This window comes from Metabacillus litoralis, from assembly GCF_007994985.1.
Taxonomy (GTDB): Bacteria; Bacillota; Bacilli; order Bacillales; family Bacillaceae; genus Metabacillus; species Metabacillus litoralis.
On sequence record NZ_VOQF01000001.1, the window covers coordinates 393,349 to 410,880 of the forward strand.

A 17,532-nucleotide genomic window follows, 5' to 3' on the forward strand; every position below is an offset into this window, starting at 1 on the left:
AAAAACTCTTCATCTTGAAGAGCTTTCTTCTCGTTTATTTAAACAACCACCTTTTTCATTTAAAAGATAACGTAATTTTCGCATTGTTATTTGTAAACGTTTGGCAGCTTCTTTGCGATTACCATGTGTTTCTTGTAAAGTTCTCAATATAAAGGACCTACCTACTTGTGACTCCAACTCTCTCACCTGCTGAAGAACTTCCTCTAAGCTAATTCCATCATTCTGTTCAAAAACTAAAAGTGTTTCATTTAACCAATTTTCTAAATATCTTTCCAAATAAGTATCTTGTTTTGTATCATTTAATGCTGAATTTATCCTCTTAGGAGGAGAAGATTTAGTGTTGCCTTTTAGAAAAGGGATATCTTCTACAGTTATATATGTTGAATTCCCTTCTGATAAAGTGACAATTCTTGTAATAAAGTTCGATAGTTCGCGTATGTTGCCTGGCCACTCATAATTTATAAGTTCATTTATTGCGTTATCAGAAAACCTAATATGGTCATTTGGATAACGCTGTAGGCAATGATCGATTAATAAAGGTATATCCTCTTTTCGCTCTCGAAGTGCGGGAATTTTTAAATGAACAACATTTAAGCGATAATACAAATCTTCTCTAAATTTCTTTTGCAATACAGCTTCTTGAATATCTTCATTTGTGGCTGCAATGACACGAGCATTTGTACGTAAAATACTTTCACTTCCAACTCGCATATATTCTCTTGTTTCAAGAACACGGAGAAGCTTAACTTGAATGGAATGAGAAGCTTCAGCAATTTCGTCTAGAAAAAGAGTCCCTTTATTAGCAATTTCAAATAAGCCTTTTCTCATCTGAGTGGCACCCGTAAACGCACCTTTTTCATGACCAAAAAGCTCACTTTCTAAAAGAGATTCAGAGATTGCACCACAGTTAACTCCAATAAATGACTCTTCTCGCTGTGTACTTGCGTGATGGAAAAAGCGCGATAATACCTCTTTTCCAGTACCTGTCTCACCCTCAATTAATACATTCACATTCTTCTTCGCCACTTTATATGAAGTTTCAATCAATTGATTCATTTTTTGATTTTTACCTATTATAAGTCCAACTTCACTAGCTATTTTAGAGATATGGTCTGATATCGAATGTTGAGCTGAGCTTAATAAGTGGTCGATTTGTTTTTCTAATAAATCTATATCATCAAATGGTTTTTCTATATAATCACTTGCCCCTAACTTAATGGCCTCAACTGCTGTTTTCACAGTACTGTAGCCAGTCATAATAATAGCTTTACAAGTAGGTTGCAATTCTTTTAATTGATGTAATAATGAAAGTCCATTTGCATCAGGCAATTTAAGGTCAATCATTGCTACATGAAATTTTTGATTAAAATTTACTCTCGAAAATTCACTGCCGCTATTTACTACTACAACATTGAAGCCTTTAGATCCAAATAGATGTGATAAAAAGTTACCAATCTCCTTTTCATCATCAATAATTAACATGTTAATCATTTGCTCACCTCAACATTCTTATCTTGCTGAATAGGTAATACTAATGTAAATATACTACCTTTATTAACTTGGCTCTCCACATGAATAGTACCTCCATGTGCTTTGGCAATGCCGATACTTACTGATAAACCTAAACCAGTGCCTTTTCCAAATTCCTTTGTTGTATGAAATGGGTGGAAGATTTCTGTCAATCTATTTTCCTCAATACCAATTCCATTGTCACGAACTGAAATGTGAATTTCCTCTATGTGAAGAGAGGTTTCAATATAGATTTCCTTGTTCTCAAATACACAACTCTCCAATGCATCTTTTGCATTTAATATAAGATTAATAATGATTTGTTCAATTTGTTGTTGATTTGCTTCAATATCGGGCAAATCAACGACTAAGCTCGTTATGATATCAATATTCTTCTCCTTAAATTGATATTTAAGTAAGTTGAGAACTTCTTTGATTGCATCATTGACAGAGCAAGTAGAAAAAACATATTCATCTTGGCGAGAAAAGGTAAGTAAGCTTTTAATTATTTGTTTACAGCGATCACCACAATTTTTAATATCTTGTAGAAGAGTAAATGCAGAATCTTCTTTGTCAGAACTTCTTAAAAGAAGCTGAGAATTTCCTAATATCGCAGTTAATGGACTATTTAATTCATGAGCAACTCCAGCAGCCATTTCGCCGATTGCAGCAAGCTTTCCAGCATGTATCAATTGAGCTTCCATTTTACGCTTTTCAGTTACATCCTTTATATAAACGATAACTCCATAAATGATTTGGTCATTATTATTTAAAGGGTAAGTAGAAAGTTCATAAGTCGATTGATTAGATAGATTTATCTCTTTATAACCTGTTTTCTGGAATGAATAGGTATTATTTGCCAAAACCTTGAATTCTCTTTCTAATAATAAATAATGAAAATTTTCATAATTTTTTTTAAAAGTATTTACAGCATCATTATATTGCATGATGTTCATATCTTTATCAAGTATAAAAATCATGTCATCAACAGCTTTAAATGTGTCTTCCCATTCTTGCTTTGAATGAAAAACCTCACGATATAATTGTACATTTTCTATACTAACCGCTAAATGATCTGTAAGGTTTTCTAAAAACGCAAGATCATCAAAGCTCCATTCTGTGTTATTACATCTACCAATACTAAGAACACCTATTCTTTTGTTTTTGCTATAGATTGGTAGAACTAATATAGTTTGTAAATATTTATCCGTAAAGTAATTTTTTTCAATGAAGTAATCTTCATCTTTTTGCAAGCGCTTTAAAATAACTTGACGATTATTTATCACTTGCCAGTAGAGAGAACCTTCTATAGGCAAAACTGTACCAACTTTTATTGAATAACTTTTTTCTGGAACAATATTTGTTAATACCAGAGAATTGCCTTTTAATAGAAAAAAGCTGATTTGATCAAATCTTATGATCTCTCTAAGTTTATCTAACATATTTTTTAGTGTTTCATCTAAGGACATGTCGATCTTAAAACTTTGCATTAATTCATTCATAATCTCCAATTGCATATTCTTCTTTTTAAGTTGATCAACGGTTTTTTTCAACTCAGTATAATAGTTTTTCTTAGATGACTCAACTCCAGTTAATAATGCGATTGCTTCATGTTTATCTTCTAGCATAAAGATCCACCACCAGGATTATAATACATTCTTCAGTAAGGTTTTCACTTGTTCTAGGTTCATATCACGTGGGTTTGTAATCATACAAGCATCTTCCAATGCCTTTTGACTAATGGAATTGATCAATTCATTAGAGATATCGATTTTTTGTAGTTGCTTAGGAATACCGATATCAACTGATAGTTCTTTCACAAATGAGATTGCTGCATTTCCTGCTTCTCTTTGAGTAAGCGTTCGTGTATCAATTCCCATACATTCCGCAATTTCTGTAAAGCGTTTTGGTGCCGCGATGAAATTAAAATCCATTACATAAGGAAGTAAAATTGCATTTATTTCACCATGTGATAAAGAATAGTTACCACCGATTGCGTGGGAGATAGCATGTGCTGCACCTAATATAGCATTTGAAAAAGCTAACCCCGCTTGTAAACTAGCCATCGCCATAGCTTCTTTTGCTTCTTCATTCGTCTTTGATGCAACAGAAGGTCGCAGATAAGCAGATACTAGATTTAGTGCATTTTTTGCCTGTACATCTGTTAATGGCGTTGCAGCAATACTTACATAAGATTCAATAGCATGGGTAAGAACGTCCATCCCAGTAATAGCTGTTAAGCTACTATCTTTTGTACTCAGTGTCATCGGATCAACAATAGCAATATCAGGTACTAAAGACTTTGAAATAATCGTCATTTTCTTTTTTCGTTTAGAATCCACAATAACTGAGAATTGAGATACCTCTGATCCAGATCCAGCGGTTGTCATAATCATGAGCAATGGTGGCAAAGGAAAATCAATCTTATCTATTCCTTCATAATCACAAATAGAGCCGCCGTTCGTAGCAAGAATGGCAATGGCCTTTGCTACATCTAAGACACTACCACCACCAACTCCTATTATTGCATCACATTCATTATGTAAATAAGTACGGCATCCATCAATAACTTCTGTATCTTTTGGATTTATCGTTACATCAGTAAAAGTTGCAAAAGGTAAATTTGAATCAGAACAATGCTTCATTACCTTTTCTAACCACCCAGCATTTGCAACACCTTGATCACTTACTATTAAGACCTTTTTAGCACCGAGCCGTAAACAAGCTTCCCCTGCCTGTTTAATTGAATATTTTCCAAAGATAATTTCAGGAGTGACAAATTTTGATATATTCATATTGATCACCTTTTTTTCGAAAAGTTTTATATTATTACCTTTCGACAAAAGTTTAAAATTCCTTCTTCTATGGGAATGATTAATTTTACTTCGTCCTATAAGTCTTTTCCTAACACTTGTTAAGTTTCTTGATATGTATTAAAATCCCTATTGTTTGTCATGCTTTCCTCTTTCACTTTTCTTAGAAAATTAAGACAATACCTAATAATTTCTGTGAAGTATTAAAACTGTTGTATTATATTTACTATTAATATAGTTACATACCCAGGAATGTGGAAGACTGGAACACGTAAAAATTAGGATTTATAAAAAACTAACTGTTGGGCATTCTAAATCATGAGCATCTCATCGGTGCTCACAGTTCCTAAAAAATCATTCAAAAGGGGTGTTGTACGATGGCAAGACAAAAATTGTTAGTGCCTGGTGCAGAAAATGCTCTAAATTCCATGAAAGAGGAAATTGCGAATGAATTAGGAGTTGAACTAGGTGCCGATACGACAGCTCGCGCTAATGGATCTGTTGGTGGAGAAATGACCAAACGCTTAGTTGCGTTAGGTGAAAGCCAGCTGCAGAATCAGAAGCAATAAATGAAAAACCAGGAAGCTAAATAAAGCTCCTGGTTTTTCTTTCGGTTTAGTTTTTTAAAGCATTTTTTTAAAATAATATTAATCAACTTAAATTCCGAGTTATTACTGAACAACAGACCCGATACTGACTTTGTCGTGCATATTTTCTGTAGAATACTACAACAATTTTAAGGCATCAGTTCTTTGTAAACTTCATCATATTTTTTAACTAATTCAAAATCGAGTTCCGTTATCCCTTTTGCTCTCCACGAAAATAATCTAATGGTGACAAGTTTATAGTCAATTGATATAAATGGATGGTGGTTTAGTTCTTCAGAAAGATTTGCTATTTTCTGTACAAATTCTACTCCTATTAAATAATCCTGAAATCGATATTTCTTCTCCAGCCACTTATCATTAGCGAGCTTCCACCCCTCTATTAACTTCAAGAGTTCATCAATTTGTATATCTGATAATTTTTGCATAAAATACATCATCTCCTAAGATAGATTGTTCAACCATCAGTTCTTGTATAATAAATACAACAGCTTTATTGTTTTCCCTTTTTTGATTATGTCAACTATTACAACCAATTTTATCATAAAAAAAAACCTCTGAACCTAATCGTATCCAGAGGCTGTAACTTTTAGTCTAAACTATTAAGAATATAATCAAGCTCTAGTTCAGTTAACATATAATTTGGTTTCCCTTTCATACCAAATGACAAAGGTTCCTGACGATCATAAAGTGCACCTTTCTGAATATAATAAATCTTAATTTCTACACCATATTGATCTTGAAGAAAATCTAAATATTCACAAGCTACTTTATCAGTTGTACTCTCTCTTTCTATTACAATATACAAAACATGATCACGAGCTCTAGCAGCCCAGAATTTACGACTAGAAAGCGGTGAGATTATTTCTTCTAAATCCCATATATCAAATTGGCGATTTTTCACCCTCCATTGGAGCTCTTTTCTTCCATGAATCTCGTATATTGATTTACCACATCTACATAGATCTTCAGAAACCCTTACAGTATCACCAGTAAGATATCTGATCATTGGTGTAGCAGGTTTATTTAATGTTGTGATCACTAAATTTCCAATTTCACCTGGCTTTGTTGATGTTGTTAAATCCTCGTTCAACACCTCTATATAAAAATCTTCATGTGCAGGGTGAAGATGATGATATTCACAATCGACCATAATCGTACCTGTTTCAGTCATACCATAGTTGTCAAAAACCGGTACACCCCATAGTTCCTCTATTAAATTTCTTCTAAAAGAGGTTATTGGCTCACCTGCTGTACAGATAGCTCGAAGGTTAGGAAAACTCACTTTAGGATCTAAACCTTGAGAAACTGCAACCTCTGCAAGCATGATAGCATGAAGTGACATACAGGCAAGGATTGTTGTTTCACATTTTATTAATAATTCAATAACACGAGACATCGGCGTTATACTTGTTCTACTATCTGCCGGGATAATACATGTTTTATTGCTTTTTCCTGTTTCATGCATCGTATGAGCAATAATTGACATAGCATAAGGAAATCTCACAATCATTGTATCGTACCTTGAAAATAATACAGCTGTTTCATTTGTTCGATTAACAATACGATTTAAATCTCCTTCAGAAAACCATATAGATATAGGGTTGCCCGTCGTACCTGATGATTCATGATATTGAACAATCTCTTCCTTTGCTGCAGCTAAGAGGCCAAAAGGAGAATGATTCCGCAAATCATTTTTTGTTAAAAAAGGAATCTCTTTAAAATCCTCTAACTTCTCTATCCGTTTCTGTAATAGGTGGTTATGATAAAATGTGGATGTTTTTGCGTGTTCAATCGCCTCTTGTAGTTTCATAATAAGTTCTTGTTCTGCCATTACAAACACCCTTTTATTTAAACTTAGAGCTTTGTTAATACTTATTCATAAACAACGCGAATTGTCTTACCTTGTGGACGTGGTAATTTTTCCATAAATTCAAATGTGAAAGGAATACCAGTTGAATATTCCATCTTACTAGCTAGAGAATCAGCTAGCTCTTCAGATGGCTCAACATCACTAGCTAATTCACATCGAACATGAATTTCTTCGTTATCTTCCTCTGGATCAATAACGAACTCATACCAGTTTCCTACTTCTGGCTGACTCATCAAAAATTCTTCAAGATAAAAAGGAGAAAACGATGTTCCATTATACTTAATTTGATCCCGTACTCTACCTCTTAAATGGAATTTAGGTAATGTTACACCACATTCACATTGTTCTGTTTCAATATAGCCTAAGTCACCTGTTCGAAAGCGAATAATTGGAGCATCATAACGTAGCATACTAGTAATGACTATTTCGCCAATTTCACCTGGCTCTAGTACTTCACCTGTGTTCGGATCAATAATCTCCATATAAACATGTGCTTCAGTAAGATGGTAACCACTATGATCATCACATTCGATTCCAAGTACACCACATTCTAATGAACCATAGAAAAAGTTTGCAGTAGCACCGAATATCTTTTCAACTCTTCTACGAAAAGCCGGTGAGCACCCTTCACCTGTTAAATAAACATATTTTAAATTTAAGCTTTTAAAATCGAAATTCTGTTTTTCTGCTTCTTCAGCAAGCATGATTGCCCATGATGGACTTGTAATGATAACATTAGGTTGTAAGTCTCTAATCATTTTTAGTGTTTTTTCCGGTGTTGAATATGCCCCACCTTTACCAGCAGGAATAACCGTTGCATTACAACCTTCCATAAATGTTTTATGAAAAGCTAACCCAGCAGCACTCATTTCATAAGGTAAGCCATTTAAACAAACATCTGGGGGATCTATTGGAAAAAGCTTAGGATATCTTGGAGCTAAATCATGTAAATAGTAATCATTCCACGTGTAAAGCATATAAATTTCTTCTCCGCCAGTTGTGCCAGTAGATACCTGAACCAGTGCAATTTCTTCTTTTTCACATGTTAATAAAACATAGGGATTTCCTCGAAGATCTTCCTTTGTTAAAAAGGGCATGTTTTGAATATCTTCTAATGTTTTGAAAGTATTAGGTGTTAATTCTGCTTCATCCATTTTTGCCCGGTACATTTCATTATTTGTATAAGCACGTTTTAATATTTCCTTTAATGAATCTAACTGATATTGTCTAACCTTCTCTGGTGTCATAGAATCTGGATGGAGTGAATTAGAGGCGAAATATCTTGAAATTGGCATTGGCTTTTTTAACTTGCTAATCTTTTCTTCAAATTTAGATGTCATACTTTTTCTTCCTCCTGATATTCTCTTAATTTCAAAATAAGCACACTAGATAAGCAAAAATAACTAACTTTTAGATAAAATATGTGATAATAGAGTAAAAAGTGATAGAGATCATGAAAATCTAGTAAAAAGCCTAATAGACTATAAAACTACTTCACTTTAAAATCAATTCTTTCCGCTAAATATTTCGGGATTAAAATACTCAATAATACTGAATCCTGGTACTGCAAAATTATCAAAATAAATATCATATTTCTTAAAAGGGATAGGGAGATTTTTTGAATGAAACAGTATACGAACTGATTTTTGAAAATGATTTGTCATCTCAGCATCTTTTGTAAACCCACAGCTTGTGATCAATCGACTAGTTTTGATGTTTAGTTGATTTAAATAATGACCTATACCCTTCCTTTTCCATATCATGTTGTAATAAAAAGATCTTGGAATATACTTAGGAAAAAGACGGACAAAATTTTGTGATACAATTAGATTTTTTTGAGGATCAATCATGACACTTTCTCTGTACAAAGTGATATCTTCTATCTCTTTATCAATTTCGTATCTCTGACATAAAACTTTAATTGATAGCGGATTCCCTAGTAATTCCTCTAGCATATCTGTCGTTTTCTCATTAGATTCCAATAACCGATCCACATGATAATCAAATTCCATGCTTTGGTCTTTATTTATATATTTACAATCTATCCCGTTCACCTCCTTGTAAGCCACACACTGGTATATATATGTGTTCAATTGAACTCGGCTTGGATAATTCAACACTTTTTATAAAAATTAAGTCATCATCCTATCAAAAAATCCCCTCCAAAATTTCGGAGGGGATTTTTTTAGCTACGTTGTGAAAATTGTTGTTTCACTTGTTGAATATCTTGTTCTTCTGCTTGAGAAGCTGGTGTATAGTAATTATGCAAAAGAGCTGCTTGATAAAGCTCCCATTGCTTTTGTTCGTCAGCGTTGCGGATTTGAATAAGTGTATTTCTTAATGCCTGATTATCACATTGTGAGATAATTTGAGCATATGTAGCTAAGCTAGAGTTCAAATCTGATAAATAATCTGACACCATATCTTTTTCTGTTAACATCCAAAAAACCTCCTATCCTAAATATGTCATTAGTTGTTGTTTCGTTTGTCTTGCACTATTTGCATGGTTTTGTAACATAGATTTAATTTGTGGATCTGTACATTGCTGTGCAAATGTATCTAATTTAGTTGCACATGTTTCATGTCCTCCTATTAAATGACGAAGGTTTTGTAGTTCTAGTTCGTTTAAATTTGCCAATAGAATTCCCTCCTTTCTTATACAAACAATACTATTTGTTCAACTGTAATTTTTTATCCTTTTCTTATGACGGTATTCTATTTGTTTTTTGTTAAGTATTTGTAAATAGAAAGGATTTTTAGATTTTGTGTCGAATTATATTTCATTAACCATAAATGGTTTTATATTGTGTAAAGCTACTGAACCTCCAAACAACTATTTATAGATACCTAACTAATATATTTCTCAATGAAAGTCAGGTTGAATATATGTTATATGAATTAATTCTAAATTTACTATTTATTTTAGTCGGTATTTTTGTACACCATATATGGGCAGAGAAAACAGGTCATTATCAAAGCAAAATGATCATCTCTGTCGTTTTCTCAATTACGATTGGCCTTTGTATAATATTTCGTTTTCATGAATCATTTTTACATGATTTAAAATTTATTCCATTTATTATAGGTGGACTATATGGTGGGATATTTGTAGCAGCTATATTATTTTCATTTATCGTCTTATTTACAATTTTCATCTATGGATTCACTGGCTCTATTGGAACGATAATGATCATTTTCGTCATACTTGGGTTAGCATGTGGACTTATCTCCAAGAAGTTTATAGACTCAAAATTATCTGAAAAACTTACCATCATGACATGCATTGCCTTTATTTTCACAGTCATAATGTTTTTATGGAGGCAAAATGAAGAAACTAGCATAGTTCATACTCTCTTATATTTAAATTTCCCAGCGTTATCTATGTTTGTTATAGGATATATAATGGAATCTATAAGGGGGACAATTCTATTAAGACAACAGATCGCTAAATCCGAGAAATCAGAAATCGTTAGCCAACTGGCTGCCAGTGTATCTCATGAAGTGCGAAATCCCCTTACTGTAACAAGGGGTTTTCTTCAACTTGTGTTAGAGGATGACGAGCTTCCTCAAGAGAAAAGAAAGAGCTACATTAAACTAGCTATTGATGAATTAGACACTGCATCAAATATCATTAACGACTATTTAACGTTTGCAAAGCCTGCTCCAACAAATTGGGAACTACTTGACATTGAGGTCCAATTAAATCAGATTGAGGATATTATTTTAACATATGCTAACATGAATTCTGTCAGCCTCGATACAGAATTTGCATCTTGTATTATCCAAGGAAATAAGCAACAATTTCATCAATGTCTCTTAAATATCACCAAAAATTGTATTGAAGCTATGCCAAATGGTGGAGTTTTATCAATCTATACATCAATATTTCAGCATCATGTGTTAATCCAAATTTCTGATACAGGAGTTGGAATGACTGAAGAACAAATTAATCGAATTGGAGAGCCCTATTTTTCAACAAAAGAAAAAGGCACCGGTTTAGGAATGATGGTTGTATTTAGTATTGTTAAAGCTATGAAAGGTACAATCTCAATTCAAAGTAAAGTAGGTTATGGTACTAAAATATCACTTAGATTTCCAATTGCCATACCTAAATAAGAAGTCAAAGCACCACAATTAAAGATAAATCATCCAATTCTCTTTATGATTAGTTGGAAAAATAAATGAGTTAAAGATTTATCTGTAGCTCAATCTCTATGAATTAACATGTTTAAAATGTAATGAAATATATACACACACTACTTATATAAAGGCTCTTTTCTGAAAGATTGTTGCTATGTAACCAAAATACCAAAATATGCAGTATAAATAGTGTATTTTCGCACATAAGGCTACTATTTTATGAAGAAAAGATGCCACTAGACTTAATACAATGATGATTTCTTCAGGTATTTATAAGCAACAAAGTTTGCGAAAATAGCTTAAAAAAAACCGATTCCCTTGATAAAGAGTCTCGGCTCCATAAAAAATTGATTAAATTTGTAGAGCTTGATAGGTGTTTTTTGAAACATCACCTGTTTTTTTATTAACACCACAATCTAGATCTGATTTTTTAACAGAAATAGTTAGATTTACTATTGTGTTATTAACTTTTCTATTTTTTCTAGCATTAATTAAAACTGGTGTTACAATGATTGCACTTTTAAAATTTGTTGCCAGTAAGATGATAAACCTAGACCGTTATTTAGAACACCAATCATTAATGCACCAATCATTGTTCCAGCTATCGTACCCACTCCACTTAACCCGTTATTGCTGCCTATATACAGAAACAGAGCCTCCATTTACTGAAAAATTTCCCCAACCATCATTATTTATCCTTACATTACTAGATAGATTACCTGTTATATCAGACCAAGTTTCTCCCGCATTTTGTTTGCCAACATACATCCATTTACTACCACCAGGTCCATCACTTATTAAAGTCGCTAAACCTGAATTTGTATGTGAAGCATCTCCTTCTCTTGTCCAGCCAACGATATCATGATGATTTATATAATCATGTTGTGTTCCATAAGCATATGTCTTTCTTGCCTTTAAAAGTGGATCTAACTTATTACCAAGGGCAGGTATTTCATAAGATGTTGATCCTCTAGTTCCATAGTAGTCACCATAAAAAAGTGTTGGATAGCCTTGGGATCTAGTCAAAATAAACGCATATGCTAGTGGTTTAAACCAGCTTTGAACAGTTGATTCTAAAGCCTGACCCGGTTGCGAATCATGATTTTCAACAATTGTTACCGCTTTTGAAGGTTGTGAAGCAACTAATGTCCCATTAAGTATATTTCGCATATCGTAATTTCCACTACTATTAGAAGCTTTTTGAAAATTATAGTGTAATGGCACATCAAATGCAGAATGATTATTACCAGATTTGGACAAATAATTTTCAATAGCACCTAAATCATTTTGCCAATATTCAGCAACTGTGAACATTTCTTTACCTGTGCTTTGTCTCACACTTGAAATCCACTCTCCTAAATAAGAGTGTTTTATATGCTTAACAGCATCCAATCGAAAACCATCTAATTTAAGCTCATTTGCATACCATTCTCCCCAATTTTTCATTTCCATCTGTACATCTGGATGATCAAAATCTACATCAGCATACATGAGATAATCATAATTTCCATTTTCTGAAGAAACTTCCCAATCCCAATTCTTTCCTGTCCCACGGAATTTATATATGCTGCTTTTGCTTCGTGATTGATCCCAATCAACTCCATCAAAATGATACCATTGCCATTTAAAACTTGAGTGTGCATTATTCCTACCTGCAAAATTAAATCCAGTCCATGCTTGTATTTGATATTGTCCTGTTGTTTCATAGTTTCTATTATTTGAAGCGACCTCAACAGCATTAACAAACTGTGAGTAGTCTGCTCCACCTTTATGATTCATCACAACATCTCCGTAAACCTGGATTCCTTTTGAATGTAAACTAGAAATGGCATTTTTCAACTGTTGCTTTGTTCCATATTTTGTTCTTATTGTTCCCTTTTGGTTAAACTCACCTAAATCATATAAATCATAAGCACCATATCCTACATCATTTTGTGATGTGCCTTTATATGCTGGAGGAATCCAAACAGCTGTAATACCAATATCCTTTAAATGTGTTGTATCATTATTAAGTTTATTCCAATGACCACCATCATTTGGTAAATACCACTCAAAGTATTGCATCATTGTTCCGTTTGTGTATGCATTTGCGCTTGAGGTACCAATGGAAGTTGCAAACAAACCCACACCAATAATTACGATAAGCAATCGTTTTAATACATTCAAAAGAATTCCCCCTACTTAAATATGATACTCGCAAGAGCAAACGCTTTCATAAATAGATGACATAAAGAATGGTTTCCGACGTTCTCCCTCCCTACTGAATTAAGTTTTAAATGCAAGCGTTTTCACAAATGAGTATATCATGAACAATGTCAAAATATTCCGAATTTAACATAAACAGATACATTATCCTATACATCTATTTATTTATTAGTTCTAATGAAATAGGATTTTAATATAAAGCGAATTCAAACCTTAGGATAAAATACGGTTGTTTTTACTAAGTTATTATTTAATAATTATTGGGATAAAAAAACTCTTCAGCTAAATTTTATAAAAAAATTTCAAAAGAAAAACAGTCAAGGTAAAACATTACAAAGACTGTGTTTTTTGTAGTATTCACTTTTCACTTGCTCAATTTTATTAGGAAAGGAACTCTATTCGGAGAATTTATAAACCATCCTCTATGTATAAGAAAAAAGGATGGTATTATGGGATATTAGATTCTAAATTCACTGTTCTTCACAGGAGTAACAACAGCATATAAATTTTCTGTACAATCAGAAACATTGTACTCTATAACTTTTGAGCCCATAATAATCTGACTGATTTTCTTATCTGTTGCAGATTTAACGCTAATTTCTCTCATTTTTCTCACTTCCTTTCTAAAACAATCTCACACAAGGTTTAATTTATGTATAATAAGAAAATGTGTGATAACTATTTTCAAAAATATTTTAGTTACGTCTACAAAAAGAAGAAGACTGTCTAAGTATTAAACTAGTCTTCAACATTTATTTAATATCATATTGTAAATAGCATTGGTAAAAACAGTGTCATCTTATTTTCATGATCCAAGATTCATCTTATTTAAAAACTTCGAAAGCTCCTTGGGAACTTTGTTATTTAATACCGTGTGAACAATACTTTCTTTCATTTCTTCATTAACAGGGCCTTTAGAAAATACAGATAATTTACTAACAATATTTCGTACAGCTTCTTCATCTTTAATTTTAGATTTTTCAATTGAGTTTATAACATGCATAACATCACTCATTGTTAAACCTGTTTTCTTTTCAAGCTTACTTAATAGTTTTGGGTCCATTCCATTTCCTCCTTCCATATAAGCTTCGATCAATAAACATCATATGGTGTTTTGAATAGCAATGTATCCTCAACTATCACTACCTATTTAAAAAATCCACTATACACACATAAATTAAACTATCAAAACCCAATCAAAAATGTTCTATAAGAATAGATTATGTTATGAAGATTTGTTAGTAAAAAATTCATACTATTTCTTTTTATAGAATTTTTTCTTCTACTAAAGAAAATTAATTTTTAGATTATTATCCATTGAGAGGAGTGAAAAGCTTGCCATTCTTTGGACCAGCTTTTGGTCGCAGACGATTCGGCTTAAGACGTGGATTCGGCCCAGGTTATAGATTTCGTAGAGGTTATAGATTACGTCGGGGCATATTTCGACGTTTTTAATTAGAAAAATACTATTAAGGTGGGATCCTGAAATAGGGTTCCACTTACATAATTCTTTATTCGATTTCTTTCTCACGAATTAAAACTATATACTTACTTAAAATTGTACTGAAAAGAGTACTTTACTTGTAGAGATACCAAAATCATCTGTATTTAACGCAATATAATAACAAATTATGAATTAAAAGGTATTCTATGCCAAATAGGTTTACAGCCAATAGAACCAATAATTACCGATTGAATATTTTCACATAACAAACTGAATAAAAACAAATAATAATATAAAGAAAGGAGCTTTTAAATGAACATTTTCAAAGCTTTCATTATTAAGATAATTGCTATTTTTGCTGTATCATTGCTAATACTTGGTGTTATATTTAATTACTCATTTGAGCATGTATTAGCTATTTCGATTATCTTATCTTTTACTTCATTTGTTCTAGGTGATTTACTACTGTTACCAAGAACTAGCAACATAACAGCAACAATATCAGATTTTTCCCTGGCTATGTTAGTAACTTGGTTTTACCTAGCAAACTTAACATTATACGTTACTAATGTCTTTTTTGCCTCTGTCTTAACATCAATAAGTGTTGCAGTTTTCGAAAGTTTTTTCCATAGATATTTAAAGGTGAGAAACGTTCAAAATGCGGAAAAACGACAAAGAGATATTCCATTAAGATACCAAACTGAAGCATCTGAAGAAATTACACCAACTAAAAGTAGAATTGTTAGAAAAAGGAAACAAAAATAAGCAGGACAGATGTAGCTTCTCTGCCCTGCGTTTATTTTTAATTAATTTTAGTAGCCGTATCCAACTCCGCCACCAACATATGCTGCACCAACAATGATTAAAAGAATGAAAAGTACAACGATTAAGGCGAAACCACTTCCTCCACCTGCGTAACCTGCGCTCATATACTACACCACCTTTTCACCGGAATACTTTATCATATGTTATAACAAATAATTCGGAATGGACATTGAGTAATTAATTTAGAAATTTTTAAAATTAGTGCAAATATCTTCATTACTCAAGGCTATGTTAAAGGTTAATGTTGATTTTTAGCATATTGTTGATTGGAGTTGAATATATGAGACTCCTGCGGGAGAAGCGTGTCAAAGGGAGACCCCACAGGCGCGCAGCTTACGAGGAGGCTCCCGGACCTAGGAAAAAACGAACTGCATTTTTTCCCGGGAAAGCGAATGCCTGTAACGGAAATCAACAACAAAGTTTAACAGAGCCTTACTCAAAAAAAGCAGAAGCGATTTAATCAACACCATTCCAACTCAGACGAGTAAAACTGGGATAAAGGGGTAAGTGTAGCAAACTGATGTTATATCGTAATAAAGATTTAGAGCTGTAGGCAACTTCTTCAAACTTACATACCAAAAAAAGCGCAATTTGCGCTTTTTAAAATTCAGGTAATGAATCAAGATTATTTTCTTTTATCCCATCTGGTTCACTTCGTAATATATCGCGACCATATTTATGAAATACATCAACATGAGCTAAATGCCCTGCTTTTGCCTCAGTTAGAGCTTCAATATAATCAAGCTCTCTTCCTGAATCCGTTTTAAAGGCAATTAAATCACCTTCATCATTTTTCCTTACAGCTATGATTTGTTCTCCTGCCTGATTAGTATCTTGTAAATTTGATTTTTCTTGATTTTGGTATTGCTGAAATGCTTCTTCAAATCGATCCATTTTAATCACCTCATTCTTCTTATGTCCTTTGTTTACTATTTTATACTTGATACTTAAGTATCCATGATTTCCTACAAGATTTTCTTGAAAAAACTATATTAATAAATACAAAAAAATCTCAGCATCCACATAACTGAGATTTCATATATAAAGTGTCATAGCAGGTGCATCTTGTTCTCTTTCCTCAAAGCCTAATTTTTTATAAAATAGTTGTTTACCTTTTGCAGAAAACAGTTGTATGGATTGAATACCACTTTCTTTACACTTATCTACTAATTCTTCAATAATTTGTTTACCTAGCCCTTGCTTTTGGTAATTTGGGTTTACCATAACATCACAAATTAAAGATTGATAAACACCATCAGATATCATTCGACCAAATGCAATAAGCTTTGCTCCATCATAAATCGATACATGATACCAGCTATTCTCTGCTGCTTGATATAATTGTTTTCTCGTATATTTACCTTTTTTACTTTTTATTAATCCGCTAGCTTCATGCAGTTCAACAAATTGTTCAAAGGAAGGAAGTTTTTCTGAAAAAGTATAGTTCATTTTACTCACCTACTAAAAAAGATTCATTATGTATCTATATCCTATATATATTTATACATTATAATGAATAAAAATTCAACTCTAATTTTACTGATTGTTTATTAAAATGTTATGTCTAACAATATCACTATTGTTTTTGTTGGGTAAAAAGTTTTGACAACATAAAAAAAGACGAGAGACCCCGTCTTCTTACAGAATTAATCTTTATATTCCTCAACATCTGCTTCAACAATCACTTTCTCGTCATCAATTTCTTCTACAGGACGTCTACCCCAAAATAATCCCCAAGGATCTCTTCTTTCATAACTTTCTTCTTTTACTTCTTCTCGTTCGTTTACTATTTTTACTTCTTTTGCATGAATAACTAACGTATCTACTTTAATTACCTTTTCTTTCTCATTCTTAGACATTTTACCTCTCCTTTTCCCTTAAAATCGTTACATATTATTCAAAAAGGAGTAAATGGGTATGGGCTTTTTGTTTATTTTATGAACCCTAGCGTAATGATTTCCTCCATAATGCTTGTTATATCAATAAATAGTGTGAAAATAAACTCAGGAAAATTTTTTATTAATGCTACCATGAAAAGAGGCTGGGACATAATTAAAGAAATCATTCAAAAAGATGAATAAACCTAAATTCAGTTAAGGTGAAAGAAACAAGTTCGTT

19 protein-coding genes are annotated in these 17,532 nt (G+C 32.4%); 3 read left to right on the forward strand and 16 right to left on the reverse strand.

The features are described from left to right. Positions 1 to 9: 9 nt before the first annotated feature. From FS935_RS02095 to FS935_RS02105, 3 genes are read right to left on the reverse strand one after another with little or no spacing between them, the layout of a single operon-like run. Entirely contained in the window at positions 10 to 1,491 is a 1,482-nt protein-coding gene (locus FS935_RS02095; protein WP_146945864.1) for a sigma-54-dependent transcriptional regulator, read from the reverse strand. Beyond that, a complete protein-coding gene (locus FS935_RS02100; RefSeq protein WP_146945865.1) occupies positions 1,488 to 3,137 on the reverse strand; it encodes a sensor histidine kinase in 1,650 nt (549 codons plus the stop codon). Before FS935_RS02100 ends, FS935_RS02095 begins: the two co-directional genes overlap by 4 nt. Before the next feature lie 18 nt (positions 3,138 to 3,155). Beyond that, positions 3,156 to 4,304 carry an iron-containing alcohol dehydrogenase gene (locus FS935_RS02105; protein WP_146945866.1) on the reverse strand — a complete coding sequence of 383 codons (1,149 nt, stop codon included), beginning with the start codon at positions 4,302 to 4,304 and terminating at the stop codon, positions 3,156 to 3,158. Between the two features lie 395 nt (positions 4,305 to 4,699). On the opposite strand from FS935_RS02105, the gene FS935_RS02110 reads away from it, so the two are divergent. Continuing rightward, entirely contained in the window at positions 4,700 to 4,891 is a 192-nt protein-coding gene (locus FS935_RS02110; protein ID WP_146945867.1) for an alpha/beta-type small acid-soluble spore protein, read from the forward strand. A gap of 167 nt (positions 4,892 to 5,058) precedes the next feature. On the opposite strand, the gene FS935_RS02115 is transcribed toward FS935_RS02110, so the two are convergent. The 6 genes from FS935_RS02115 to FS935_RS02140 all read right to left on the reverse strand — a co-directional run bounded on the left by FS935_RS02115 (position 5,059) and on the right by FS935_RS02140 (position 9,438). Beyond that, positions 5,059 to 5,355 (reverse strand): 4a-hydroxytetrahydrobiopterin dehydratase, encoded by a 297-nt coding sequence (locus tag FS935_RS02115; RefSeq protein WP_146945868.1) that lies wholly within the window; start codon positions 5,353 to 5,355, stop codon positions 5,059 to 5,061. A gap of 161 nt (positions 5,356 to 5,516) precedes the next feature. Then, complete coding sequence (locus tag FS935_RS02120; RefSeq protein ID WP_146945869.1) at positions 5,517 to 6,761, reverse strand: phenylacetate--CoA ligase family protein; 1,245 nt, start codon at positions 6,759 to 6,761, stop codon at positions 5,517 to 5,519. Between the two features lie 41 nt (positions 6,762 to 6,802). Beyond that, positions 6,803 to 8,140: a phenylacetate--CoA ligase family protein gene (locus tag FS935_RS02125; protein ID WP_146945870.1), complete on the reverse strand. Its 1,338-nt coding sequence runs from the start codon at positions 8,138 to 8,140 to the stop codon at positions 6,803 to 6,805. 165 nt (positions 8,141 to 8,305) lie between these two features. Further along, the gene (locus FS935_RS02130; RefSeq protein WP_158638506.1) at positions 8,306 to 8,782 is read right to left on the reverse strand and encodes a hypothetical protein; all 477 of its coding nucleotides are present in this window, start codon (positions 8,780 to 8,782) and stop codon (positions 8,306 to 8,308) included. 203 nt (positions 8,783 to 8,985) lie between these two features. Further along, a complete protein-coding gene (locus FS935_RS02135) occupies positions 8,986 to 9,240 on the reverse strand; it encodes a spore coat protein (RefSeq protein WP_146945872.1) in 255 nt (84 codons plus the stop codon). Positions 9,241 to 9,252: 12 nt separating this feature from the next. Continuing rightward, positions 9,253 to 9,438, reverse strand: coding sequence for a spore coat protein (locus FS935_RS02140; protein WP_146945873.1), 186 nt, complete (start codon positions 9,436 to 9,438; stop codon positions 9,253 to 9,255). A gap of 248 nt (positions 9,439 to 9,686) precedes the next feature. Here FS935_RS02140 and FS935_RS02145 point away from each other — a divergent pair, with 248 nt between their 5' ends. Further along, positions 9,687 to 10,916 (forward strand): ATP-binding protein, encoded by a 1,230-nt coding sequence (locus tag FS935_RS02145; RefSeq protein ID WP_158638507.1) that lies wholly within the window; start codon positions 9,687 to 9,689, stop codon positions 10,914 to 10,916. 651 nt (positions 10,917 to 11,567) lie between these two features. Here the strand turns inward: FS935_RS02145 and amyS are convergent. From amyS to FS935_RS02160, 3 genes are all read right to left on the reverse strand, one after another. Next, positions 11,568 to 13,106 carry an alpha-amylase gene (gene amyS, locus FS935_RS02155; RefSeq protein WP_146945875.1) on the reverse strand — a complete coding sequence of 513 codons (1,539 nt, stop codon included), beginning with the start codon at positions 13,104 to 13,106 and terminating at the stop codon, positions 11,568 to 11,570. A gap of 496 nt (positions 13,107 to 13,602) precedes the next feature. Beyond that, positions 13,603 to 13,752, reverse strand: a complete 150-nt coding sequence (locus FS935_RS23310; RefSeq protein ID WP_158638508.1) for a hypothetical protein — start codon at positions 13,750 to 13,752, stop codon at positions 13,603 to 13,605. A 198-nt stretch (positions 13,753 to 13,950) separates the two neighbouring features. Further along, entirely contained in the window at positions 13,951 to 14,208 is a 258-nt protein-coding gene (locus FS935_RS02160) for a stage VI sporulation protein F (protein WP_158638509.1), read from the reverse strand. Between the two features lie 693 nt (positions 14,209 to 14,901). On the opposite strand from FS935_RS02160, the gene FS935_RS02165 reads away from it, so the two are divergent. Further along, positions 14,902 to 15,354, forward strand: a complete 453-nt coding sequence (locus FS935_RS02165) for a DUF2512 family protein (protein ID WP_146945877.1) — start codon at positions 14,902 to 14,904, stop codon at positions 15,352 to 15,354. A 47-nt stretch (positions 15,355 to 15,401) separates the two neighbouring features. Here FS935_RS02165 and FS935_RS02170 read toward each other — a convergent pair whose 3' ends face one another. From FS935_RS02170 to FS935_RS02190, 4 genes are all read right to left on the reverse strand, one after another. Then, positions 15,402 to 15,518, reverse strand: coding sequence for a YjcZ family sporulation protein (locus FS935_RS02170; protein ID WP_146945878.1), 117 nt, complete (start codon positions 15,516 to 15,518; stop codon positions 15,402 to 15,404). Positions 15,519 to 16,014: 496 nt separating this feature from the next. Continuing rightward, positions 16,015 to 16,308: a DUF3892 domain-containing protein gene (locus FS935_RS02180; protein ID WP_146945880.1), complete on the reverse strand. Its 294-nt coding sequence runs from the start codon at positions 16,306 to 16,308 to the stop codon at positions 16,015 to 16,017. A gap of 141 nt (positions 16,309 to 16,449) precedes the next feature. Next, on the reverse strand, positions 16,450 to 16,863 hold the full coding sequence (locus tag FS935_RS02185; protein WP_146945881.1) for a GNAT family N-acetyltransferase: 414 nt from the start codon (positions 16,861 to 16,863) through the stop codon (positions 16,450 to 16,452). A gap of 197 nt (positions 16,864 to 17,060) precedes the next feature. Beyond that, positions 17,061 to 17,273: a hypothetical protein gene (locus tag FS935_RS02190; RefSeq protein WP_146945882.1), complete on the reverse strand. Its 213-nt coding sequence runs from the start codon at positions 17,271 to 17,273 to the stop codon at positions 17,061 to 17,063. Positions 17,274 to 17,532: the final 259 nt, after the last annotated feature.

Bases quoted from the DNA above. Each gene is read 5' to 3' on its own strand.
- FS935_RS02180 (WP_146945880.1), bottom strand. From the start codon at position 16,308: ATGGATCGATTTGAAGAAGCATTTCAGCAATACCAAAATCAAGAAAAA.
- FS935_RS02145 (WP_158638507.1), top strand. From the start codon at position 9,687: ATGTTATATGAATTAATTCTAAATTTACTATTTATTTTAGTCGGTATT.
- FS935_RS02095 (WP_146945864.1), bottom strand. From the start codon at position 1,491: ATGATTAACATGTTAATTATTGATGATGAAAAGGAGATTGGTAACTTT.
- FS935_RS02190 (WP_146945882.1), bottom strand. From the start codon at position 17,273: ATGTCTAAGAATGAGAAAGAAAAGGTAATTAAAGTAGATACGTTAGTT.
- FS935_RS02110 (WP_146945867.1), top strand. From the start codon at position 4,700: ATGGCAAGACAAAAATTGTTAGTGCCTGGTGCAGAAAATGCTCTAAAT.
- FS935_RS02115 (WP_146945868.1), bottom strand. From the start codon at position 5,355: ATGCAAAAATTATCAGATATACAAATTGATGAACTCTTGAAGTTAATA.
- FS935_RS02120 (WP_146945869.1), bottom strand. From the start codon at position 6,761: ATGGCAGAACAAGAACTTATTATGAAACTACAAGAGGCGATTGAACAC.
- FS935_RS02185 (WP_146945881.1), bottom strand. From the start codon at position 16,863: ATGAACTATACTTTTTCAGAAAAACTTCCTTCCTTTGAACAATTTGTT.
- FS935_RS02100 (WP_146945865.1), bottom strand. From the start codon at position 3,137: ATGCTAGAAGATAAACATGAAGCAATCGCATTATTAACTGGAGTTGAG.
- FS935_RS02160 (WP_158638509.1), bottom strand. From the start codon at position 14,208: ATGGACCCAAAACTATTAAGTAAGCTTGAAAAGAAAACAGGTTTAACA.
- FS935_RS02125 (WP_146945870.1), bottom strand. From the start codon at position 8,140: ATGACATCTAAATTTGAAGAAAAGATTAGCAAGTTAAAAAAGCCAATG.
- FS935_RS02105 (WP_146945866.1), bottom strand. From the start codon at position 4,304: ATGAATATATCAAAATTTGTCACTCCTGAAATTATCTTTGGAAAATAT.
- FS935_RS02170 (WP_146945878.1), bottom strand. From the start codon at position 15,518: ATGAGCGCAGGTTACGCAGGTGGAGGAAGTGGTTTCGCCTTAATCGTT.
- FS935_RS02165 (WP_146945877.1), top strand. From the start codon at position 14,902: ATGAACATTTTCAAAGCTTTCATTATTAAGATAATTGCTATTTTTGCT.
- FS935_RS23310 (WP_158638508.1), bottom strand. From the start codon at position 13,752: ATGAGAGAAATTAGCGTTAAATCTGCAACAGATAAGAAAATCAGTCAG.
- FS935_RS02135 (WP_146945872.1), bottom strand. From the start codon at position 9,240: ATGTTAACAGAAAAAGATATGGTGTCAGATTATTTATCAGATTTGAAC.